The 22097-nt window shown below is 53.9% G+C and carries 19 protein-coding genes; 12 read left to right on the forward strand and 7 right to left on the reverse strand.

What is annotated here, in order from left to right; translation table 11 throughout:
* Window positions 1–137 precede the first annotated feature (137 nt).
* From yhdP to csrD, 7 genes are all read right to left on the reverse strand, one after another.
* The gene (yhdP, locus tag J1779_RS18695) at window positions 138–3968 is read right to left on the reverse strand and encodes an AsmA2 domain-containing protein YhdP (protein WP_217204479.1); all 3831 of its coding nucleotides are present in this window, start codon (window positions 3966–3968) and stop codon (window positions 138–140) included.
* Between the two features lie 97 nt (window positions 3969–4065).
* On the reverse strand, window positions 4066–5535 hold the full coding sequence (rng, locus tag J1779_RS18700) for a ribonuclease G (protein ID WP_056776189.1): 1470 nt from the start codon (window positions 5533–5535) through the stop codon (window positions 4066–4068).
* Complete coding sequence (locus tag J1779_RS18705; protein WP_122094480.1) at window positions 5525–6118, reverse strand: Maf family protein; 594 nt, start codon at window positions 6116–6118, stop codon at window positions 5525–5527. Before J1779_RS18705 ends, rng begins: the two co-directional genes overlap by 11 nt.
* Window positions 6119–6125: 7 nt before the next feature.
* The gene (gene mreD / locus J1779_RS18710) at window positions 6126–6614 is read right to left on the reverse strand and encodes a rod shape-determining protein MreD (RefSeq protein WP_056776185.1); all 489 of its coding nucleotides are present in this window, start codon (window positions 6612–6614) and stop codon (window positions 6126–6128) included.
* Window positions 6611–7618: a rod shape-determining protein MreC gene (mreC, locus tag J1779_RS18715; RefSeq protein WP_056776182.1), complete on the reverse strand. Its 1008-nt coding sequence runs from the start codon at window positions 7616–7618 to the stop codon at window positions 6611–6613. Before mreC ends, mreD begins: the two co-directional genes overlap by 4 nt.
* Window positions 7619–7886: 268 nt before the next feature.
* Entirely contained in the window at window positions 7887–8930 is a 1044-nt protein-coding gene (gene mreB / locus J1779_RS18720; RefSeq protein ID WP_013577291.1) for a rod shape-determining protein MreB, read from the reverse strand.
* A gap of 355 nt (window positions 8931–9285) precedes the next feature.
* Complete coding sequence (gene csrD, locus J1779_RS18725; RefSeq protein ID WP_217204480.1) at window positions 9286–11220, reverse strand: RNase E specificity factor CsrD; 1935 nt, start codon at window positions 11218–11220, stop codon at window positions 9286–9288.
* Window positions 11221–11503: 283 nt separating this feature from the next.
* Here csrD and msrP point away from each other — a divergent pair, with 283 nt between their 5' ends.
* The 12 genes from msrP (at window position 11504) to lpxP (ending at window position 22028) form a co-directional block, all read left to right on the forward strand.
* The gene (msrP, locus tag J1779_RS18730) at window positions 11504–12505 is read left to right on the forward strand and encodes a protein-methionine-sulfoxide reductase catalytic subunit MsrP (protein ID WP_217204481.1); all 1002 of its coding nucleotides are present in this window, start codon (window positions 11504–11506) and stop codon (window positions 12503–12505) included.
* Between the two features lie 18 nt (window positions 12506–12523).
* Window positions 12524–13126: a protein-methionine-sulfoxide reductase heme-binding subunit MsrQ gene (gene msrQ / locus J1779_RS18735; protein WP_217204482.1), complete on the forward strand. Its 603-nt coding sequence runs from the start codon at window positions 12524–12526 to the stop codon at window positions 13124–13126.
* A 241-nt stretch (window positions 13127–13367) separates the two neighbouring features.
* Window positions 13368–13820, forward strand: coding sequence for a type II 3-dehydroquinate dehydratase (aroQ, locus tag J1779_RS18740; protein ID WP_112168390.1), 453 nt, complete (start codon window positions 13368–13370; stop codon window positions 13818–13820).
* Window positions 13821–13852: 32 nt separating this feature from the next.
* Window positions 13853–14317, forward strand: a complete 465-nt coding sequence (gene accB / locus J1779_RS18745; RefSeq protein ID WP_056776171.1) for an acetyl-CoA carboxylase biotin carboxyl carrier protein — start codon at window positions 13853–13855, stop codon at window positions 14315–14317.
* 11 nt (window positions 14318–14328) lie between these two features.
* On the forward strand, window positions 14329–15678 hold the full coding sequence (gene accC, locus J1779_RS18750) for an acetyl-CoA carboxylase biotin carboxylase subunit (RefSeq protein WP_056776169.1): 1350 nt from the start codon (window positions 14329–14331) through the stop codon (window positions 15676–15678).
* Window positions 15679–15753: 75 nt separating this feature from the next.
* A complete protein-coding gene (locus J1779_RS18755; protein ID WP_122094492.1) occupies window positions 15754–16002 on the forward strand; it encodes a YhdT family protein in 249 nt (82 codons plus the stop codon).
* Window positions 15992–17437, forward strand: a complete 1446-nt coding sequence (gene panF / locus J1779_RS18760) for a sodium/pantothenate symporter (protein WP_183848366.1) — start codon at window positions 15992–15994, stop codon at window positions 17435–17437. Before J1779_RS18755 ends, panF begins: the two co-directional genes overlap by 11 nt.
* 43 nt (window positions 17438–17480) lie before the next feature.
* Window positions 17481–18365: a 50S ribosomal protein L11 methyltransferase gene (gene prmA, locus J1779_RS18765; RefSeq protein ID WP_217204483.1), complete on the forward strand. Its 885-nt coding sequence runs from the start codon at window positions 17481–17483 to the stop codon at window positions 18363–18365.
* Window positions 18366–18767: 402 nt separating this feature from the next.
* A complete protein-coding gene (gene dusB, locus J1779_RS18770; protein WP_112168396.1) occupies window positions 18768–19733 on the forward strand; it encodes a tRNA dihydrouridine synthase DusB in 966 nt (321 codons plus the stop codon).
* 21 nt (window positions 19734–19754) lie between these two features.
* A complete protein-coding gene (gene fis, locus J1779_RS18775) occupies window positions 19755–20051 on the forward strand; it encodes a DNA-binding transcriptional regulator Fis (protein ID WP_004097144.1) in 297 nt (98 codons plus the stop codon).
* A gap of 202 nt (window positions 20052–20253) precedes the next feature.
* Window positions 20254–20682 (forward strand): DoxX family protein, encoded by a 429-nt coding sequence (locus tag J1779_RS18780; RefSeq protein WP_056776155.1) that lies wholly within the window; start codon window positions 20254–20256, stop codon window positions 20680–20682.
* Between the two features lie 425 nt (window positions 20683–21107).
* Window positions 21108–22028: a kdo(2)-lipid IV(A) palmitoleoyltransferase gene (lpxP, locus tag J1779_RS18785; protein ID WP_056776152.1), complete on the forward strand. Its 921-nt coding sequence runs from the start codon at window positions 21108–21110 to the stop codon at window positions 22026–22028.
* The last annotated feature ends 69 nt before the right edge of the window (window positions 22029–22097 follow it).

Below are 22097 nucleotides of genomic sequence, written 5' to 3' on the forward strand. Positions count from 1 at the left end.
TTCACTCTCTTTTAGACGAAAATCCGGCGGACTCAAGCGTAATGCGTCGCTCAGTGCGCCGGACAATCCATTGTTACAAGGTTATTAACAGCCTAACACAGCCCGGACAAGGTTGCCTGCCGCCATCCTGAATGGGATTACTGCGCGGCAGCAGCCTTCGGCGCGGTGACGGGTTTACGCAGAATTTCATTGATACGCGGCTCCGCGATGGTGCCGGTGATCTGATAGCGGATCAGCGAAATTTTATTCCACAGCGGTGCCAGCACTTTACTGGCTGCAAACACGGCCACGCCCACCACAGGGTTTATCACAAACGCCGTTGCCACGCCGACGGTGGCTGAAATTTCCGGCGCGATGACCGCTTCCAAATCCAGTTTCTGACTCACAAAGTTGACCTTACCGGTGATGGCGATATCCGCCGCCAGGCCGTCAACCAGCAGATCATCGGTATGCAGCGTGCCGTCTTTTATCCAGGCGGTCGATTTGATCGAGTCAAAATAGAAGCCCTGACCGAAGGTGTCGCTGAAATCGAGGCGCAACTTACGCAGCAACGCATCGAAGCTGACCAGACGCAGTAACTGCCCGGCGCGACCACCGCCAACGTCGGCGATTTCACCTTTACCGAGCTCGTTTTTCAGCGTGCCGTTGAGCGTGCTGACATCCGGTTTCCAGGGGACAGATTTCCAGTGCAGGTCAAAATTCACATCAAAAGGCGCACCTTTCAGCGGTGTGGTGACACCGAAGAATGACATCGCCTGATCGATATTTTTACCACTCAGTTTACCTTTCAGGCCGGTATTCTCGCCCTGATCGTTCTGTTTCCAGTCGCCCTGTACGTCCAGTCGTGCAACACCGGTGTCGATCAGGCCGTTGCGCAGCATTAACTGATCGCCCTGCGGGGTCACATCGGCGTTCACCTTGCGGAAATTCTGGCCGAGGAACCAGCAGGCTTCGCAGCGCAGTTGCACCGCAGGCCAGCTGGCGAAGGAAATTTTGTCATTGCCCGTTGGGTTCGACGCCGGTTTACCGCTCTCCGACACGTCTGCCACCGTCCATTGCGGATTGAAATACAGGTAGCGCAGGTTTGCCAGCCACGGGCCGGTGTCATTCATGTTCAGCGTGCCGTCGATCTCCTTGCCTTTGGCGGCAATCGCCAGCCCCTGATGCCCCTGCGTTGATCGCAGCGTCAGGTCATTCCACACCTGGCCGCCCAGCGTCAGCGCCGGCGTGGTGAGGATAATTTCATGCGGGAAGCTGAAGCCGGCCATTTTACTGCTGCCGCTGCCCTGCGTCGCTTTCTCCGGCGACAAGAGTCCGAGCCAGCTTTCGCCGTCCAGCGCCGGAAGGTTAAGCGTCAGGCTGCTGTCTTGCGGCAACGCCGGTGTTTTTTTGGTGTTCGCCTGCCAGGAGGCGCGGTCCAGTTTGAGCTGTTTACCCAGCAGCCAGCGGCTGTTGAAATGATCTTTCCCGGCCAGCACGCCTTCAAGATTGAAGCTGTGCAAATCGCCTTTCACCTTCACCAGCAACGGCAACGAATGGCCAGCTTTCTTAGCGAGAGGATCCGGTAAGTGACTGCTTACATCTTTCAGATCGGCATTCACATCAACGGTATAATTCGGCGTGCCTTTGTGCGGCAGGGCAATATTGACGTCAGCCTTCCACGGCGTACCGCCGGAAATTTTGCTGGCGGCCACCGCAGGCAACCCTGGCAACTTCGACAACTGCCAGTTCGCATCCAGTCCCACCTGAATCTTAAAGTCGTCTGCCAGCTCCTGCGTACTGAACATCACGTTGATCGGTTGCCCGAACCAGTTGCCGGTCATTCTGTTGCTTTGCAGATTTCCATTGTCGTAACTGAACTGCCCGCTGAGGTGGCTGATGGTGCTTTCCAGCGGTTTGATCAGCAGGCTGTTATCTTTGAGCGTCACGCCACCGGTGGCACGAACCAGTTCGCCGTCGAGCGGAATATCCAGATGTAAGCGACCATTCACTTCGCCGCTAATCTGCAGCTCCTGCAAAGCGCTGCCGAGCGTGTCGTGCAGCGGCGTGTTCATGAAATAATCACCGATATCTTTGCCGGAACCGCGCAGATCAGAATCGACAAACAGCTTTTCTTTCAGGTAATCCGGGATATTGGCGACTACGTTGTTGCCATCTACGTTGCCCAATTTTGTGTGCGCGGCTTTCATGAACAAACCGTCGTTCAGAAAATCGAGATCGATGTCCAGATCGGTCAGCGCGGGCCATTCAGGCTGGAACTGGAAGGTCGAGTGGCGCAACGGCACCCACACCTGGAACTGCCCTTCGTTATTTTTGAACGGGAAGTGATGCGGATTGCCGTTGAAGGTCAGCGTGGCGTTATCCACCTGCCCGGCCTGGATCGCACCGGTGAGATAATCCACCAGATGTTTGCCCATCAGCTTTTCGGGGAAGTAACGCCACGCCTGACCGGCGTCGTACAGGCGGATACCGGCCAGAATATTCAGCCACGGCTCGCCGTTCGCAGGCTGGTTATAGTGGAAGTCGCCCTTCGCCCACAGCGCGTCTGCTTTGACATCCACGTCTTTACCGGACAATGCCCAGCCGTCTTTATCGTTGGTCCAGTTGAATGAGCCGGTTGCGGCACTGACGTTCAGCGGCGCGCGGAACATCTCACCATAAGGCAACTGGCTGTCTTGTAATTTGACGTTGAGCTGGCCGCCGGCGACGCTGCCTTTCAGGCTGCCATTGAAATGATTGATGCCCGGCAATAATTCCCAACGCTGCCAGCTGACATCGTGCCAGTTAGCAATAAAGCGGGTGTGCTCGGGTTGTTTGAGAGGAATATCCAGCGCCAGGCTGTCGACCTTGCCCGACGGTTTCAGATCCTGCCAGCGTTCAAGCACAGCAGGCGTCAGGAATGAGAAGGTCGGTATCACCGGACCAAGGCGTTCCAGTTGCAAATGGGTACCCCGGATACGCAACTCTTCGCCCTGCGAGGGACCCAGGAATTCGTTGTTTTCCGGCAGGTACAACGCGTCCAGAGTGCCTTTTGGCCAGGCCACGCCGTCCGTTTTGATGTTCAGTTGCTTCGTACCAAGCTGCCAGCCATTCCCCTGACGATTGCCGTGCAGCGTCAGGTTATCCACGTCGAGACGATGTTGGTCATCGCCAGTTTTCCAGGTTGCAGAACCGGTTTTCAGCAGCGCATCACCGGCGTACACATCGCCGTTACGCACGGTAAGCCAGGCCGCCAGACTGAAATTGGCACTCTCAAGGCCGGTGTTGCTGCGCAGCCAGCGGCTGAACCACGGCTTCATATCGATATCATCAGCTTGCAGGTAAATCTTGCCGTTGTTGAGCAACCCGTTGGAATCATTGAGATCCATCCGCACCTGCACCACGCCATGCTGACCGTTGAAACTCGACAGACTCAGCTGGCCTTCCGCACGGTGGCGATTATGGGTGTTGAGCCAGGTCAGTTGCGGGATGTCGAATTCGGCGCGCGGGCCGGACGGTGTCAGGAAGGAAATACGGCTGTCGCGCAAATCGAAGTGATCGACCTGCTTAAGGAAAATATCGCTGATGCGGTTTGGCTTGAGGCCATTGCCCTGATTGTTGTCTCCGCCCAGCGTGCTGTTCAGATCCAACTGCATGTTGTAGAAAGTGAGATCGCGGAACTGCCAGCGCAGATGCAGCATCGACTGCCAGACATCCAGCGCCAGGGTGATGCGCTGAACCTTCAGGGTGGAATCCGGCAACGTCACCTGAAGGCCCCGGACCTCCATGATCGGGCCAAAGGTTTTCCAGCTGGCACTGATCTGTGACAGTTCGATCGGCACGCCCGTCGCAGATTCGACTTTCGCGACCAGCTGGGTCTGGAAACGGCTCAACTGAGGCAACGCCAGACGTAAGCCACTGATCACCAAAGCCACTATCACGACAAGGGTTGCGCTGGTGGTTAATAAAATACCGGGCAGTCGCCTCAAACTTCTCTCCTTGTTTTCCATTCCATGCGGGTTCGCTCCCGTACAGTCGGCAATGGAAACCTGTAACTTCTTGATGCGTGTGGCACGTTGGCTCAGATCACATCATCACGACGTCGAACTGCTCCTGACTGTAGAGCGGCTCCACCTGCACTTTGACCTGTTTGCCGACGAAAATTTCGACTTCAGCCAGTGCATGGGATTCCTCGCCCTTCAGCGCTTCGCCCACTGCCGCAGAGGCGTAGACCAGGAAGCGGTCGGAATCATACGCATGATGCACGCGCACGATTTCACGCAATATTTCATAGCAAACCGTTTCGACGGTTTTCACCGTGCCGCGCGCATGACAGGTCGGACAATCGCTGCACAGAACATGCTCGACGCTTTCGCGGGTGCGTTTGCGGGTCATTTCCACCAGTCCCAGCGCGGAGAAGCCGTGAATACCGGTTTTCACACGGTCTTTCGACAACGCCTGCTCAAGGCTGTGCAACACGCGACGGCGGTGATCCTCATTCGACATATCAATAAAGTCGATGATGATAATGCCGCCCAGATTACGTAACCGCAGCTGACGGGCTATCGCCTGTGTCGCTTCGGTATTGGTGTTGAAAATGGTGTCTTCCAGATTGCGATGGCCAACAAACGCGCCGGTGTTGATATCCACCGTCGTCATGGCTTCAGTCTGATCGATAATCAGGTAGCCGCCAGACTTAAGTTCCACCTTGCGCTCGAGGGCGCGCTGGATCTCATTTTCCACATCGAACAGATCGAAAATAGGCTGCTTGCCGTTGTAATGTTCCAGCTTGCTGGTCATTTCCGGCATGTATTCGCTGGTGAATTCGACCAGCAATTCATAGGTCAGGCGGGAATCGACACGAATACGATCCAGCGCTTCCCCGGCAAAATCACGCAGGACACGGTGCGCCAGCGCCAGTTCGCCATACAGCTTGTATTTGGTTTTGTTGCGACGTTTGCGCTCCATCACCTTCGTCCACAGGCGCTTGAGATAAGCCGCATCCTGCTTAAGTTCTTCTTCGCCCACGCCTTCGGCTGCCGTACGGATAATGTAGCCGCCATGCTCGTCACAATATTCAGAGACGATGCGCTTGAGACGATCGCGTTCCGCTTCGCTTTCTATACGTTGTGAGACGCCAACGTGCGATGCTCCGGGCATAAACACCAGATAACGCGAGGGCAACGTGATGTCGGTAGTCAGACGTGCGCCTTTGGTGCCGAGGGGATCTTTCACCACCTGCACCATCAGATCCTGGCCCTGATGCACCAGCTCTGCGATGTCACGCACATTGAAATTTTTCTGCTCATCACGGGCAACGCATTCGGTATGCGGCATGATGTCTGAAGCGTGTAAAAACGCTGCTTTTTCAAGGCCGATATCAACAAAAGCCGCCTGCATTCCAGGCAAAACGCGGCTGATACGTCCTTTATAAATATTGCCGGCAATCCCGCGCTTGGTTTCGCGCTCAATATGGATTTCCTGCAGAATGCCACCGTCGATGTAGGCCACGCGTGTCTCGGACGGGGTGACATTGACCAGTAATTCAGCTGTCATGTTTTCTCCTAAGCTCGCGTAAGGCAGCAAATTCATTGAGCAGTTCCTGGGTTTCCACCAGAGGAAGCCCCACGACTGCATAGTAACTGCCGCGAATTTCACGGACGAAACAACCGCCCTTTCCCTGAATACCGTAAGCGCCCGCTTTATCCATGGGCTCACCGCTCAGAATATAGTGTGCAATGTCATCGGCGGATAGTGAACGGAAGGTGACATCGGTCACAACCAACGTACTGAGGCAATCACGCCGGTCAGCAAAAGCGACGGCGGTCATCACCTGATGTTGTCTGCCAGACAATGCAGTAAGCATAACAGCGGCTTGCGATTCGTCGCGCGGCTTTTCCAACACTTTACCGTCGAGAACCACAATGGTGTCGGCGCCCAGAACAGGAAGATCCTCATCTGCAACCGCCACACCGGCCCGCGCTTTATCTTTCGCCAGACGCAAAACGTAAGCGTCGGGTGCCTCATCCTGCTGGCGTTCTTCCGCTACGTCGGTGATCAGACGCTCAAAGGGCAGATCCAGTAAGGCCAGCAATTCACGACGGCGTGGCGAACCGGAAGCGAGATAAAGTGCGGTCATAACATCCTCATTGAACAGCAAACTGACGGCGAATTTTGCGCATCAGCAGGAACAGCCACGGCCACAAAATGCCGTCAACCACACTGCTCCAGAAAACTTCGGGGCGGAACGACACGTTGACCACCATAAATTGTCCCCAGAACACCATGACGTCCACCGCCAGCGACAGCACCATGACAATCAGCGCTTGCTGCCAGAGTGCCAGATTGCGGAACAACTGGAATTTGAACGCGACCACATAGGCGGTGATGGCAAACGCCAGCGCACGAATGCCCAGCGTGGAACCGAGGATCAAATCCATGATGAAACCGACAATAAAACCGGTGCCAACGTTGACGCGATGCGGTAAAGCCATCACCCAGTAGATCAGGATCAGCAACAGCCAGGAGGGCCGGAACATATAGATTTGTTCAGGCCACGGCATGACCTGCAACAACATGGCTATGACAAAGGATAGCCAAATAATCCAGCGTCCGTGGCTCCGGTAACTGTTCATTGCCGTGCTCCCTGCGCAGGCGTGGTGCTGACTGGTGTGGTCACAGTGCCTGTTGCAGGTGCCGGAAGCGGCGCCGGAGGACCCATATCACCCGGTGGTGGCAATACCTGAGGCATCATTTGCATCAGGCGTTCATTGGCGACGCGATGAACTTCATCAGGCGGTAACGGATGCTCGCCGTTGCGATCAGAACCCCATAACAACAGCAGATAACGCAGACGTTGCAGACCTGCCGTCGGGCGCGCCTGAATGACGGTATACGCGCGCTGATTATCGACTTTAACCGAAGACACGACGCCAACCGGATAGCCTTCCGGGAAACGACCGCCCAGACCCGACGTCACCAGCACGTCGCCAACACGAATGTCGGTATTGCTTGGCAGATGTTCAAGTTGCAGATCGTCAGCACAACCGCTGCCCGCAGCAATGACGCGGATGTCATTGCGCAGCACCTGAATCGGCAACGCATGGGAAGCGTCACAAATCAGCAGAACGCGGCTGGTCAGTGCGGCAACGGCAACGACCTGGCCGACAACGCCTTTATCGCTGATGACCGGCTGCCCGATATACACGCCATTGTTGCTGCCTTTGTCGATCACCACCTGATCGCTGTAAGGATCATTGCTGGTGGACAGAACCTGCGTCACCATTTTGTGCTCGTCCTGACGCAACGGCGAACCCAGCAGTTCACGCAGACGGGCATTCTCTTGTTTGTATTGGCCAAGCAGCATCAGATCGCTGTTTTTCAGCAACAATTCCTGACGCAAAGCACGGTTTTCCAGTTCAAGCTGGCCGCGCGTCGCAAACGTCGAGGAAACCTGATCTAAGAATTCACGCGGGGCATTTGACAAGAAATAGAAGGGACTGACGGCAGTATCCATATAGGTGCGGATTTTAACAAACGTACCTATTTTACTGTCGGCAACAATCAGGATAATGGCCGTAAGAATAGCCAAAAAAAGTCGCAGTTGCAGGGAAGGACCCCTGCTAAAAATTGGCTTCATAAAATATGCGAGTTCCTCGGCAACAGAAGGTTTCAGTCAGTCGAAGTCAGAACTTCCCCTGAGAGAAAAGGTGGCAATCTCATGGGATAGCCAAAACACCGGCAGAGCTTTGACGCTCAGCCAGTGTTTGCGCGGATCCACATTGAACACTGCACACTTCACGTTGCAGGTTTTACCTGACGGACAACCACCTTCCCGGCAGACCACTTTTTGAGAGGAATAAAGGAAGAAATCCGTCATTCCGTCATCAAATAAATCGTCGCTGAGATTACTCTTCGCTGAATAAGTCGCCGCCGTGCATGTCGATCATTTCTAATGCTTTACCGCCGCCGCGAGCAACGCAGGTCAGCGGATCTTCTGCGACAACCACCGGAATACCGGTTTCTTCCATCAGCAGACGATCGAGGTTACGCAGTAATGCGCCACCGCCGGTCAGCACCATGCCACGCTCGGAGATGTCGGAAGCCAGTTCTGGCGGACACTGTTCCAGCGCAACCATCACCGCACTCACGATACCGGTCAGCGGCTCTTGCAACGCTTCCAGGATTTCGTTGGAGTTCAGCGTGAATCCACGCGGAACTCCTTCTGCCAGGTTACGGCCACGCACTTCGATTTCGTGCACTTCATCACCCGGATACGCCGAGCCGATGCTGTGTTTAATGCGTTCCGCCGTCGCTTCACCAATCAGGGAACCGTAGTTACGACGTACGTAGTTAATGATAGCTTCATCGAAGCGGTCACCACCGATACGTACAGAAGAGGAATACACGACGCCGTTCAGGGAGATAACCGCCACTTCGGTGGTACCACCGCCGATATCCACAACCATTGAGCCGGTCGCTTCAGAAACAGGCAGGCCTGCGCCGATCGCCGCAGCCATCGGTTCTTCAATCAGGAACACTTCACGCGCACCAGCACCTTGTGCGGATTCACGAATAGCACGGCGTTCAACTTGCGTTGCGCCGACCGGCACACAAACCAGCACGCGCGGACTTGGGCGCATGAAGCTGTTGCTGTGAACTTGCTTAATGAAGTGTTGCAGCATTTTCTCAGTCACGAAGAAGTCGGCAATAACGCCGTCTTTCATTGGACGAATCGCTGCGATATTGCCGGGAGTACGACCCAGCATCTGTTTAGCGTCGTGCCCTACAGCAGCAACACTTTTAGGTGAACCAGCACGATCCTGACGAATAGCCACAACTGATGGCTCATTCAGCACGATGCCTTGTCCTTTTACATAGATAAGGGTATTGGCGGTACCCAGGTCGATGGACAAGTCGTTGGAAAACATGCCACGAAATTTCTTAAACATAACGAAAGGATAATCCTGCTAGCTGGGGGCGGAAAATAAAATCCGCCTACTTTACCAACCACGCGAAGCAGCGACAAGGCGCAAAAACGTCCTGCTTACGTGAAAATTGTCCGCGATGTCGCCATTTACTTGCTGTTACTTTTTGAGGCTGATGGCACTGCGATATAATTCTGTATCGCAGGCTCGGTTTACCTCGGGCAGATACCCAGGCGAAGTAGCAACACCGCACATAAATTCTTACACTTTCACCGTGAATCTCCGTCAACCCGCGGCCAGATGATAAGCACCGTATGCCAGGCAAGGGAGTCGGTCGAAAGCTGGGTCATTCTACGTTAAATAATCCCTTTACGGTCACTTAAACGTCGCTGTTGTGTGAATATTTTTTACCGGCTGGTTCAACCTGCTCCGGTACGGCAAAAAAATCACCCTGGCCGCCGTGGATCCCCTTGCTCAGCAGGATCGACCACTCCTCTTTTGTTCGCACGCCAGAGGCAAAGACCAGTGCCTGAGTGCCTTCACATGCACTCAGCAGGCTTTGTACAAAAAGCTGATTTTCAATCCTTTTATCAATGTCGCGCACCAGCCCCGGGTGAAGCTTGACTCTTTCGACCGGGAAGGTCTTGAGATAAGAGGTACTGACGACCGTCAGTCCGGCCTGTGTAACCGCCAGACGACATCCTAAACCCTGCAATAAACGAATCGCGGGACGCAGGCGATCGGTATGTTGACAGAGATCTGCCTCTGCAAGTTCAATCAAAATCCGATTTCGGTGTTTTCTTTCGCACTGCAGCAGCGTATCGCGCAGCCAGCCTACAAAAGAGCGCTGTAATAATGAATCAACCGTCACGTGAAATGCCAACGTTTCATCCGGCCAGCGGTTAAGTAACGGAATAATCTGACTTATCATAATGCGATCGTAGCTCTGCGAAAGCCCGAATTGCACCACCAGCGGGATAAACTCCGCGGCCAGCAACTCATGCTCGCCATCAAACACACGCCGCTGTATTTCACGATGATCGAGTTTGCCCTCCCGGCTAAAAGCGGGTTTTTGGTATAAGCGCGGGCCACCGCGCGCCAGCGTATTTTCGAGCAATGTTCGCCAGCGCACGCTTCCACGCCCTTTCTCCGGCACATTGTTGTCGTAAATAAACCAGCTGTTGCTGCCCTGAAACGCAGCGTGTCGCGTCGCCTGCTGCACCATATCCATCACCTGATCGGGCGTCTGCCCGAAGCGATACGCGCTGATGCCGATGTACATCAGGGCGTCGCGATCAATTTGCGAGGACGCAGGGAGAACACCCAGCGCGTTAACCAGCTGTGCCGCCATCACCTCTGCCTCTTTCAGCGTCCGGTGTGGCAACAGCACGGCAAAATCGCTGTGGAAATAGCGCGCCAGTAACGCATCAACATGCCGCATTACAAAGGTTGAAAGCAGATTCACCATGGCAGAGCGGAACTCATCCACCATCGTCTGTCCGTGGGTTTCGCGCATCAGGTCAAAATCAGGCAGGCGCAGCATCATAATCACGCCGTGCGCCCCCTCTTCTTCCAGATGAGTCGCCAGCTGATTATCAAAAAATAACCGGTTACTGAGGCCGGTTTGTGAATCCTGCTGGGCGTAGGCGCGGATCAGAGTATCGACGCGGCTGCGCTGTTCGCGGGCCTCGTTCAGATCGGTCAGCAGAAGATTAATTGCGCTGCTGGCGGAGTGCGGCCACTCGCCCAGGTGGCTGGTCAGCCCTTCACGTTCGCCACGTAAAATCCGCACCGCACGGTCTTCGAGTTTTTCGACGCCGTCGGTTTCCTGACGCAGCCAGCGGAAACTGAGCAACAACATGCCCAGCATGATCAGGATGGCGACGCTGATTGTCAGCGTTGAGCGCATTGAGCGGATATAACTGCTGACCGGATCGATATAAGAGACGTACAGCGTCATATCCGTATGCTGCATGAGGGGGTAAATGGCGGTGTTGTATTCTGGCATTGCGCTGTCCCACGACCGATGTAAATCAGGGCGCTCGTGGTATTCATAGACGGTGGAATTATTGAGTTTCACTTCAATATCAGTCACATCCAGCATACGCATGGCCTGCGGCAGCCAGCGCTCGGCCTGCTCCGGAGACTGTCTCAGCAACGCCTGATCATAAGTCGTGACCAGCGCCTGAAGATGTTGTTCGGTATTTTGCTTGTTGAGATAAATGAAACTGAAGGTCACGCCCAACAACATGAGCAACATTGCCAGCGCAACTAACATCGAAATCAGTGCTGAAAGTCTGGTCGTAAATCGCATCCCTGTGCCTTACTCGCTGCGGTGAATGGAAAGCAGAGCTCTGTGCTTCGTCTGCCCAGAATGAACCCGCTATCTTACCCCAGTAAGCCCGACAGGTTTTTGCATACATTCATAGCATAGCAATTCAAAAAACCATTAATTCAGAATTCTTATGTTCCAGCCGCCATTTAGAGAACCCGGTATTTTCCTGGCATGACTCGCAAAACAATGAGATTCACGCCATGCTGTCTGCATAATCATAAAAAAACATGAATACGAATGATGTCGGAAAACGGAGACTGCCATGCACAAGCCCCGCAAACTTACTGAAGCAGATGTCACGCCAGAAAGCCTGTTCCACGATCGCCGCAGAGTGTTGCAGGCGCTGGGGATCGGCGCAGCGGCACTGGCGTTGCCACAGAATGCAAACGCCGACATTCTTTCCTGGTTTAAAGGCCACGATCGCCCGCCCGCTCCTTCAGGTAAACCGCTGGATTTCACTAAACCCGCGGCTTATCAGAACGATTTGCCGCTGACGCCGGAAGATAAAGTGACCGGCTACAATAATTTCTACGAATTCGGGCTGGATAAAGCCGACCCTGCCGCGAACGCCGGACAACTGGTGACTTCGCCGTGGAAAATCAAAATTGATGGTGAAGTCGGTAAGCCGATCACGCTGGATATGGACGACATCATGAAGCGCTTCCCGCTCGAGCAACGCATCTACCGCATGCGCTGCGTCGAAGCCTGGTCGATGGTGGTGCCGTGGATAGGTTTCCAGCTCAGTCATATTCTCAAACTCGCCGAACCGACCAGCAATGCGCGCTATGTGGCGTTCACGACGCTGTATGATCCGGAACATATGCCAGGCCAGAAAGACCGGTTTATCGGCGGCGGGCTGGATTATCCTTACGTGGAAGGATTGCGGATAGATGAAGCGATGAATCCGCTGACGATGCTGACCGTCGGCGTGTACGGCAAAGCGCTGCCGCCGCAAAACGGCGCACCTATCCGCCTGACCGTGCCGTGGAAGTATGGCTTTAAAGGCATCAAATCGATCGTGAATATCAAGTTCACCAAAGATGAACCGCCAACGACGTGGAATCAGATTGCCAACAACGAATACGGATTTTACGCCAACGTGAACCCGCACGTTGACCATCCGCGCTGGTCGCAAGCCACGGAGCGCTTTATTGGCTCAGGCGGATTACTCGACGTGCAACGTCAGCCGACCCTGCTGTTTAACGGTTATGCGGAACAGGTTGCCTCGATGTATCACGGCATGGATTTACGTAAGTTCTATTAAGGAAGAGGAAACGCCACGATGCGCCGTTTGTCCCCCGCCAATATTACCTGGCTGAAGGTGATTATCTATCTTGCTGCCATTCTGCCTTTTCTCTGGCTGCTGCTTTCTGTCGATCAGGGCTGGTTCAGCGCCGATCCGGCGAAAGATATACAGCACTTTACCGGCAGGATGACGCTGAAATTTTTACTGGTCACCCTGCTGGTCACGCCGGTTGCGCGTTACGGCAAACAACCCTTGCTGATCCGCACCCGCCGTCTGCTCGGTTTGTGGTGTTTTGCCTGGGGCACGCTGCATCTTCTGAGTTATTCGTTCCTCGAACTTGGGATCAACAATATCCGCCTGCTGGGCAGTGAACTGATTTCCCGGCCCTATCTCACTCTCGGTATCATCAGCTGGATCCTTCTGCTGGCGCTGGCCTGCACCTCGACGCTGTGGGCACAACGTAAACTGGGCGCTGCGTGGCAGAAGTTGCACAACTTTATCTATCTGATCGCCATTCTTGCACCGATCCACTACCTATGGTCGGTGAAAGTGCTATCTCCGCAACCGGTGATCTACGCGACGATCGCCGCCATCCTGCTGGCCCTGCGTTATAAAAAATTCCGCCAGTGGCTGCGATAAGCCGTGGAACTTTTCTGGGTTCTGCCCCTCATAATTTCTGAAAATCAACGCTCTGCCACCGGACGAGGGTTGATTATCTTCGCTGATAAGACCAGTATTTAGCTGCTAATTGCCACGATATCATTATAATGCCCGACCTCATGTTGAGGAGACGGGACGATTTGCCGCGAAACAGGTGACAAATCGGTGACATCAGGGTATTTTCTACAATCTTTGTCTAATTGCCGGAGATAGGCTCACAATGGCGCATAAGTTTGACATTTTGCTACTGAACGGTCCTAACCTGAATTTGTTAGGAACCCGTGAGCCTGAAACGTACGGACACACCACGCTCAACGATATTGTTAAAGGTTTGGAAACGCAGGCTGCTGCCGCTGATGTGGCACTGAGCCATCTGCAATCCAATGCAGAACATGTCCTGATTGAACGCATTCATCAGGCACGCGGAAACGTCGATTTTATTTTGATCAATCCCGCGGCCTTTACCCATACCAGCGTGGCACTACGCGATGCATTACTGGGGGTGTCGATTCCGTTTATCGAGATCCATCTGTCGAATGTACATGCGCGCGAAGCTTTCCGGCATCATTCCTATCTTTCCGACATCGCAGTGGGTGTCATCTGCGGACTTGGCGCAGACGGCTACCACTTTGCTTTACAGGCAGCGGTTAATCGCTTGTCTAAAACCCACTAATTTCTACGCAAAAAGAGTACGGAATCACACCCATGGATATTCGTAAAATTAAAAAACTGATCGAACTGGTTGAAGAATCAGGTATTTCTGAACTGGAAATTTCTGAAGGTGAAGAGTCAGTTCGTATCAGCCGTGCTGCACCTGCGCAGGCTTATCCTATGATGCAACAGGCTTATGCTATGCCTGTTCAACAGCAGCCAGGTCTGGCTGCTGCGGTTGCTCCAGCTGCACCTGCTGAAGCCGCTGCTCCGGCTGCAATCAGTGGTCACATCGTTCGCTCCCCGATGGTAGGTACCTTCTACCGCACGCCAAGCCCGGACGCGAAAGCCTTCATCGAAGTGGGTCAGAAAGTGAACGCCGGCGATACCCTGTGTATCGTTGAAGCGATGAAAATGATGAACCAAATCGAAGCAGACAAATCCGGCGTTGTTAAAGCAATTCTGGTAGAAAGCGGCCAACCGGTTGAATTCGACGAGCCGCTGGTCGTCATCGAATAACGAGGCGTACCATGGTAGATAAAATTGTTATCGCGAACCGCGGCGAGATCGCTCTGCGCATTTTGCGTGCCTGTAAAGAAATGGGCATCAAAACCGTTGCTGTGCACTCCACCGCCGACCGTGACCTGAAACACGTGCTGCTTGCAGACGAAACCGTCTGTATCGGCCCGGCACCTTCAGTAAAAAGCTATCTGAACATCCCGGCAATCATCGCTGCGGCGGAAATCACTGGCGCGGTGGCTATCCACCCTGGCTACGGTTTCTTGTCCGAAAACGCAGATTTCGCCGAGCAGGTTGAACGTTCCGGCTTCATCTTCATCGGCCCGAAAGCCGAAACTATCCGCCTGATGGGCGACAAAGTTTCTGCAATCCATGCCATGAAAGCGGCAGGCGTACCTTGTGTACCTGGCTCCGATGGCCCGCTGGGCGACGACATGGATCAAAACCGTGGCTTCGCAAAACGCATCGGCTATCCGGTCATCATCAAAGCCTCTGGCGGCGGCGGTGGTCGTGGTATGCGCGTTGTGCGCAGCGACAAAGATCTCGAGCAGTCCATCAACATGACCCGTGCTGAAGCCAAAGCGGCTTTCAACAACGACATGGTGTACATGGAGAAATACCTCGAAAATCCACGTCACGTGGAAATTCAGGTACTGGCCGATGGTCAGGGCAATGCGGTCTATCTGGCTGAACGTGACTGCTCCATGCAGCGTCGTCACCAGAAAGTCGTTGAAGAAGCGCCAGCACCAGGCATCACTGAAGAACTGCGTCGTTTCATCGGCGAACGTTGTTCAAAAGCCTGTGTGGATATTGGCTACCGTGGCGCGGGTACTTTCGAGTTCCTGTACGAAAACGGCGAGTTCTTCTTCATCGAAATGAACACCCGTATCCAGGTTGAGCATCCGGTTACCGAGATGATCACCGGTGTGGATTTGATCAAAGAGCAGCTGCGCATTGCGTCCGGCCAGCCACTGTCGATCAAACAAAGCGAAGTGAAAGTCAAAGGCCATGCGGTGGAATGCCGTATTAACGCGGAAGATCCAAACACCTTCCTGCCAAGCCCAGGCAAAATCACCCGCTTCCACGCGCCTGGCGGTTTCGGTGTTCGTTGGGAATCGCACATTTACGCAGGCTACACTGTGCCTCCGTACTACGATTCCATGATCGGTAAACTGATCACTTACGGCGAAACCCGTGAAGTGGCCATTGCCCGCATGAAAAATGCACTGGCAGAGCTGATCATCGACGGCATCAAGACCAACATTGAACTGCAAATGCGTATTATGGACGACGAGAACTTCCAGCACGGTGGAACCAACATCCACTATCTGGAGAAAAAACTCGGTTTGCAGGAAAAATAAAAAGACCGTACCGTTGCGTACTCTTTTATCAAGGCCGGATATTCCGGCCTTTTTTACGTTTGGGGGGAGAAGAAAATGAGATCTGATAAACGTTTTCTGCAAGCCAACCGGGAAGCCCGCTGGGCATTCGGGCTGACGATTGCTTATCTGCTGGCGTGGAGTTTTGCCGCCTATATTCCTGATGATAAACAGGGCATCACCGGTCTTCCGCACTGGTTTGAAATGGCCTGCCTTCTGGTCCCGCTGATTTTTATCCTGTTGAGCTGGCTGATGGTTCGCGTGATTTACCGCGATATTCCGCTGGAGGATCACCATGCAGACTGAAGTTTTATTACCGCTGATCGCCTATCTGCTGCTGGTCTTCGGGCTTTCGGTATACGCCTATACGCGCCGCCAGCAAGGCAGCTTCCTGACGGAGTATTTCCTCGGTAACCGTTCGATGGGCGGCTTCGTTCTGGCGATGACCCTCACCGCCACGTACATCAGCGCCAGTTCGTTTATCGGCGGACCCGGCGCGGCGTACAAATTCGGCCTCGGCTGGGTGTTGCTGGCGATGATCCAGCTGCCGGCGGTCTGGCTTTCGCTCGGCGTGTTAGGTAAAAAATTCGCTATTCTGGCGCGACGTTACAACGCCGTGACGCTCAACGACATGCTGTTTGCACGCTATCAGAGCCGTCTGCTGGTCTGGCTGGCGAGCCTCAGCCTGCTGGTGGCGTTCCTCGGGGCAATGACCGTGCAATTCATCGGCGGCGCGCGTCTGCTGGAGACGGCAGCCGGCATTCCTTACGACACCGGCCTGCTGATTTTCGGCATCAGTATCGCGCTCTACACGTCATTTGGCGGTTTCCGTGCCAGCGTTCTCAACGATGCGATGCAGGGGCTGGTGATGCTGCTGGGTACCATTTTGCTGCTGTTCGCGGTGATCCATGCTGCCGGCGGCCTGCACAGTGCGGTCGATAAACTGCAACAGATCGACCCGAAACTGGTGTCTGTTCACGGAGGAGATGATGTGCTTTCTCTGCCGTTTATGGCGTCATTCTGGATTTTAGTGTGCTTTGGGGTCATAGGTCTGCCGCACACTGCCGTGCGCTGCATCTCTTATAAAGACAGCAAAGCCGTCCATCGCGGTATCGTACTCGGCACCATTGTGGTCGCCGTGCTGATGCTCGGTATGCATCTGGCCGGTGCGCTCGGCCGCGCGGTCCTGCCGGATTTGAAAATTCCGGATCAGGTGATCCCGACACTGATGATCACCGTGCTGCCGCCTTACGCTGCCGGCATTTTCCTGGCTGCCCCGATGGCCGCCATTATGTCGACCATCAACGCCCAGCTTTTACAGTCCTCGGCGACTATCGTTAAAGATCTGTACCTCGGCGTCAGGCCGGAGCAAATCACCAATGAGCGACGGTTAAAACGCTTCTCCAGCTGGGCAACCTTTATTCTCGGTTTACTGGTGGTTCTGGCCGCCTGGCGTCCACCGGAAATGATCATCTGGCTTAACCTGCTGGCCTTCGGCGGGCTGGAAGCCGTGTTCCTGTGGCCGCTGGTGCTCGGCCTTTACTGGGAGCGGGCGAACGCCACCGGCGCATTGAGCTCAATGATTGTTGGCGCCGTTTGTTATACCCTGCTTGCCAGTATCGACCTGCACATTGCGGGTCTGCATCCGATTGTGCCGTCGCTGTCGCTGAGCCTGCTGGCTTTTTACATCGGCAATAAATTTGGCGTACAGCCACGCGAAACCGAACTCAAGCCGTCCTGACCGGGCGGCACTGATTTAACAGATTGCTAGGAAGAGAATCGCTATGCCTTGGATCCAATTGAAAATTAACACCACCGGTAATGACGCGGAAACGCTGAGCGACGCGCTTATCGAAAGTGGTGCAGTGTCTGTCACGTTCCTCGATACCCATGATAATCCGGTGTTTGAACCCCTGCCGGGCGAAACCCTGCTGTGGGGCGATACCGACGCTATCGGCCTGTATGACGCAGAAACCAACATGGAAGACGTGGTGGCGATGCTGGAGAACGAACCGCTGCTGGGCAAAGGTTTCGTGCACAAAATCGAACAGCTGGAAGACAAAGACTGGGAACGCGAATGGATGGATAACTTCCACCCGATGCGTTTTGGCGAGCGTCTGTGGATTTGCCCGAGCTGGCGCGATGTGCCGGATCCCACCGCCGTCAACGTGATGCTGGATCCGGGTCTGGCATTTGGAACCGGCACCCACCCGACCACCGCCATGTGCCTGCAATGGCTCGACAGCCTCGATCTGACCGACAAAACCGTGATCGACTTTGGTTGCGGCTCCGGCATTCTGGCGATCGCCGCGCTGAAGCTGGGTGCGAAACACGTGGTCGGCATCGACATCGACCCGCAGGCGATTCTGGCCAGCCGTGATAACGCCGAACGTAACGGCGTCTCAGAGCGTCTGTCGCTGTATCTGCCAAAAGACCAGCCTGAGAACCTGTCTGCCGACGTCGTCGTCGCTAACATCCTTGCAGGCCCGCTGCGTGAACTGGCACCGCTGATCAGTGTGCTGCCGGTCGCGGGGGGGCATCTCGGGTTGTCCGGCATTCTGGCGAGCCAGGCGCAAAGCGTGGCCGATGCTTACCAGGACCTGTTCGAACTGGATCCGGTCGCCGAGAAAGAAGAATGGTGCCGCATTACGGGTGTTAAAAAAGTCTGATAAGCATTACCCGCGCTTTCTGATTATGCAGAAAGCGCGGGTTTGCTCCGCGCGTCTCCCCTCTGTCATTTTTTCTTTCCAAAAAAGAGTCATTTTCTGACCATCAGGCGATCTGAATCACGGAATTTTGTGGTTGTTGATGCTTAAAACGACGATCAAGCCCTTAGAATCACCTGCTATAACGGGCTGATTTAGAGAGAAATTAGGAATTTATTCAAGCGCACAATTTAACCAAAATGACTTAACCTGATGTAAATACACAATAAAAAACCTCGCCACCCTTCATATTCATCGCGGTTAGGCATTTTCTTATCAAATCGCTCAAAGTTTGGCCTTTCATCTCACATCAAAAATGCGTAATATACGCGCCCTTGCGGACATCAGTATGGTCATTCTAAGTCTATGCGCATCGGACACCACCAGCTTACAAATTGCCTGATTGCGGCCCCTATGGCCGGTATAACAGACCGACCGTTTCGTGCCTTATGTCATGCGATGGGTGCTGGGATGGCTGTATCCGAAATGCTCTCCTCCAATCCGGAGGTGTGGCGGACGGACAAGTCCCGATTGCGTATGGTGCATAACGATGAACCGGGTATCCGAGCCGTGCAAATTGCCGGTTGTGATCCCGAAGATATGGCGGCTGCCGCCCGAATTAATGTGGCGAGCGGTGCGCAGATCATTGACATCAATATGGGCTGCCCGGCCAAGAAAGTGAACCGCAAACTGGCAGGATCTGCGCTCTTGCAGTATCCGGATTTGGTCAAACAGATCCTCACTGCCGTCGTAAACGCGGTAGATGTGCCAGTCACGTTGAAAATTCGTACTGGTTGGGCACCGGAACACCGTAACTGTGTACAAATTGCCCAATTGGCTGAAGACTGTGGAATTCAGGCCCTGACTATTCATGGCCGAACCCGTGCCTGTCTCTTCAATGGAGATGCAGAGTACGACAGTATTCGGACAGTTAAGCAGAGTGTTTCCATTCCGATTATCGCGAATGGCGACATAACTGACCCGCATAAAGCCAGAGCGGTGCTCGACTACACCGGAGCTGATGCTCTGATGATAGGACGTGCCGCTCAGGGGAGACCCTGGATCTTCCGGGAAATCCAGCACTATCTGGACACAGGGGAACTGTTACCGCCACCGCCTTTGGGTGAGGTACAGCGCTTGTTAATAGGGCACGTACGGGAATTGCACGACTTTTACGGTCAAGGCAAGGGATTCCGTATCGCCCGTAAGCATGTTTCATGGTATCTCCAGGAACATGCCCCGAGTGACCAGTTTCGGCGCTCCTTCAACGCCATAGAGGATGCCAGCGAACAGCTGGAGGCGTTGGAAGCATATTTCGAAAATCTTGCGTAACAAAAAAGAGCTGACAGAACTATGTTCGAACAACGCGTGAATTCTGACGTACTGACCGTTTCTACCGTAAACTCACAAGATCAGGTGACTCAAAAGCCTCTGCGTGACTCGGTAAAACAAGCACTTAAGGGCTATTTCGCTCAATTGAATGGTCAGGACGTGAATGACCTGTATGAGTTGGTATTGGCTGAAGTTGAACAGCCACTGTTGGACATGGTGATGCAGTACACCCGTGGCAACCAGACTCGTGCGGCCCTGATGATGGGTATCAACCGCGGTACGCTGCGTAAGAAACTGAAAAAATACGGCATGAACTGATACTAATCAGTCATTGTCTTGAAAAGGCGCTTTTCCGCAAGGAGAGCGCCTTTTTTGTTTATGTGTCATCCGGCAACACCCCTTCCTGTAAATCTGCTCAAAACCTAACCCAGATCAAGCCAAATGAGAATAATTCTCTCATTCATTCCGCCATTAGGAATTACTTTAGAGGAACAAAAAATGTCTCTGGGGAGTGGCAACAATGAAGCAACTTTATATGCGTTTTACCGCTGCGCTGAACAAGCCGGATCTGGCTATTTTGCTGTTACGTATCACCTACGGCCTGCTGATTTTTCACGGCTGGCATAAGTTGCACGACGGTCTGGGCGGCATTCAGGGCATGCTGGCGGGTTATGGTATTCCCGCGTTTGTTGCCTACGGCGTGATCATTGGCGAAGTGATTGCCCCGATCATGATGATCCTCGGCATCTTCACCCGCCTCGCTGCGCTGTCGGCGGCAGCCACAATGGTGGTCGCCTGGCTGATGGTGGGTGTGCACCACACCTTCGCGCTGACGCCGGTCGGTGCCTGGGCGATTGAAGATATTGTTTACTACTTTATGGCCGCCCTTGTTATCGCACTTTACGGCAGCGGCCGTTACTCGGTAATGAGCAATCCGCTCTACCGCTGAAAACGTTTCCGGCATACTTTTTCACCGAAGTATGCCGTTTAAGCCTGGCGGTGTTGAGCCGGTACTCAGAGGTGAAAAACCGCCATTCGTATTGTTTTACATCAGTTGTTTAAAACGTCTAAAAAAGGACGTCGATTTGCCTGTTTATCGGACAATTACCCTCTCCGGAACCGCCGGAGAACATGTTATACTTTCCATCAGAGTCGTATTCGCCCCGCTCATCGCCTACGGACAGCACTCAGCATCGCGATCCCGTCCTCTAAAAAAAATGTACTGTCTGTTAGTGTAAAAAATGCGTCAACGGGCGTCGTTTTTTAAACATTTTCAGACACGTGTTGTCCCACTATTTGCAGGATAATCCGTACCGCGCCGAACTTTTTACTCACGCGTTACCCCGGTTTCTTTATGCAGATGATTAGGCATTTATGACATCTCCACGATTTCGCGCTTCATTTTTACATCCCCGCTACTGGCTGACCTGGTTCGGTCTCGGCGTTCTGTTCCTTCTGGTTCAGCTTCCTTATCCGGTGTTGTACCGTTTAGGTGTCTGGCTTGGCCGCACGTCCATGCGTTTCCTGAAACGCCGCGTGTCGATAACCCGCCGCAATTTACAGCTGTGTTTCCCTGATCTCTCGTCTGAACAGGTTGAAGCCCGAATCGTCAGTAACTTTGAATCTCTTGGCATGGGCTTACTGGAAACCGGCATGGCCTGGTTCTGGTCAGACGCCCGGGTCAAACGCTGGTTCGACGTCAGCGGCCTGCATAACCTTAAAAAAGCGCAGGAAAATAATCAGGGTGTGCTGGTCATCGGCGTGCATTTTATGTCACTTGAACTCGGTGGCCGCGCGATGGGATTATGTCAGCCGATGATGGCGATGTACCGACCGCACAACAACAAAGCGATGGAATTTGTGCAGACCTGGGGTCGCATGCGTTCTAACAAAGCGATGCTGGATCGCAAAGATTTACGCGGCATGGTTCATGCGCTGAAAAAGGGCGAAGCCGTCTGGTTTGCACCAGATCAGGATTACGGTCCGCGCGGCAGCGTTTTTGCGCCGCTGTTTGCCGTCGATGAAGCCGCAACCACCAGCGGAACCTACATGCTGGCAAGACTGGCTAAACCGGCACTGGTCACCGTGGTGCTGGTGCGCAAACCGGCCGCGAAAGGTTATGATCTGGTGATTCAACCGGCATTGCAGGATTACCCGATTGACGATGAAATGGCCGCGGCGGCTTACATGAACCGCGTCATCGAAACTGAAATCATGCGGGCGCCCGATCAGTATCTGTGGCTGCATCGCCGCTTCAAAACCCGCCCGGCGGGCACGCCGTCGCTTTACCGATAGCCTGATATCACATCAAGCCCGATGCCACCGCGTCGGGCTTTTTCATTGACGACTGAACTGAACAACATC

It is taken from the genome of Rahnella rivi (assembly GCF_019049655.1).
GTDB classification, from domain to species: Bacteria; Pseudomonadota; Gammaproteobacteria; order Enterobacterales; family Enterobacteriaceae; genus Rahnella; species Rahnella rivi.

Bases quoted from the DNA above. Each gene is read 5' to 3' on its own strand.
- lpxP (WP_056776152.1), top strand. From the start codon at position 21,108: ATGACATCTCCACGATTTCGCGCTTCATTTTTACATCCCCGCTACTGG.
- accB (WP_056776171.1), top strand. From the start codon at position 13,853: ATGGATATTCGTAAAATTAAAAAACTGATCGAACTGGTTGAAGAATCA.
- prmA (WP_217204483.1), top strand. From the start codon at position 17,481: ATGCCTTGGATCCAATTGAAAATTAACACCACCGGTAATGACGCGGAA.
- csrD (WP_217204480.1), bottom strand. From the start codon at position 11,220: ATGCGATTTACGACCAGACTTTCAGCACTGATTTCGATGTTAGTTGCG.
- fis (WP_004097144.1), top strand. From the start codon at position 19,755: ATGTTCGAACAACGCGTGAATTCTGACGTACTGACCGTTTCTACCGTA.
- mreD (WP_056776185.1), bottom strand. From the start codon at position 6,614: ATGAACAGTTACCGGAGCCACGGACGCTGGATTATTTGGCTATCCTTT.
- mreC (WP_056776182.1), bottom strand. From the start codon at position 7,618: ATGAAGCCAATTTTTAGCAGGGGTCCTTCCCTGCAACTGCGACTTTTT.
- msrQ (WP_217204482.1), top strand. From the start codon at position 12,524: ATGCGCCGTTTGTCCCCCGCCAATATTACCTGGCTGAAGGTGATTATC.
- J1779_RS18705 (WP_122094480.1), bottom strand. From the start codon at position 6,118: ATGACCGCACTTTATCTCGCTTCCGGTTCGCCACGCCGTCGTGAATTG.
- msrP (WP_217204481.1), top strand. From the start codon at position 11,504: ATGCACAAGCCCCGCAAACTTACTGAAGCAGATGTCACGCCAGAAAGC.
- mreB (WP_013577291.1), bottom strand. From the start codon at position 8,930: ATGTTTAAGAAATTTCGTGGCATGTTTTCCAACGACTTGTCCATCGAC.
- accC (WP_056776169.1), top strand. From the start codon at position 14,329: ATGGTAGATAAAATTGTTATCGCGAACCGCGGCGAGATCGCTCTGCGC.
- aroQ (WP_112168390.1), top strand. From the start codon at position 13,368: ATGGCGCATAAGTTTGACATTTTGCTACTGAACGGTCCTAACCTGAAT.
- panF (WP_183848366.1), top strand. From the start codon at position 15,992: ATGCAGACTGAAGTTTTATTACCGCTGATCGCCTATCTGCTGCTGGTC.
- J1779_RS18755 (WP_122094492.1), top strand. From the start codon at position 15,754: ATGAGATCTGATAAACGTTTTCTGCAAGCCAACCGGGAAGCCCGCTGG.
- rng (WP_056776189.1), bottom strand. From the start codon at position 5,535: ATGACAGCTGAATTACTGGTCAATGTCACCCCGTCCGAGACACGCGTG.
- dusB (WP_112168396.1), top strand. From the start codon at position 18,768: ATGCGCATCGGACACCACCAGCTTACAAATTGCCTGATTGCGGCCCCT.
- J1779_RS18780 (WP_056776155.1), top strand. From the start codon at position 20,254: ATGAAGCAACTTTATATGCGTTTTACCGCTGCGCTGAACAAGCCGGAT.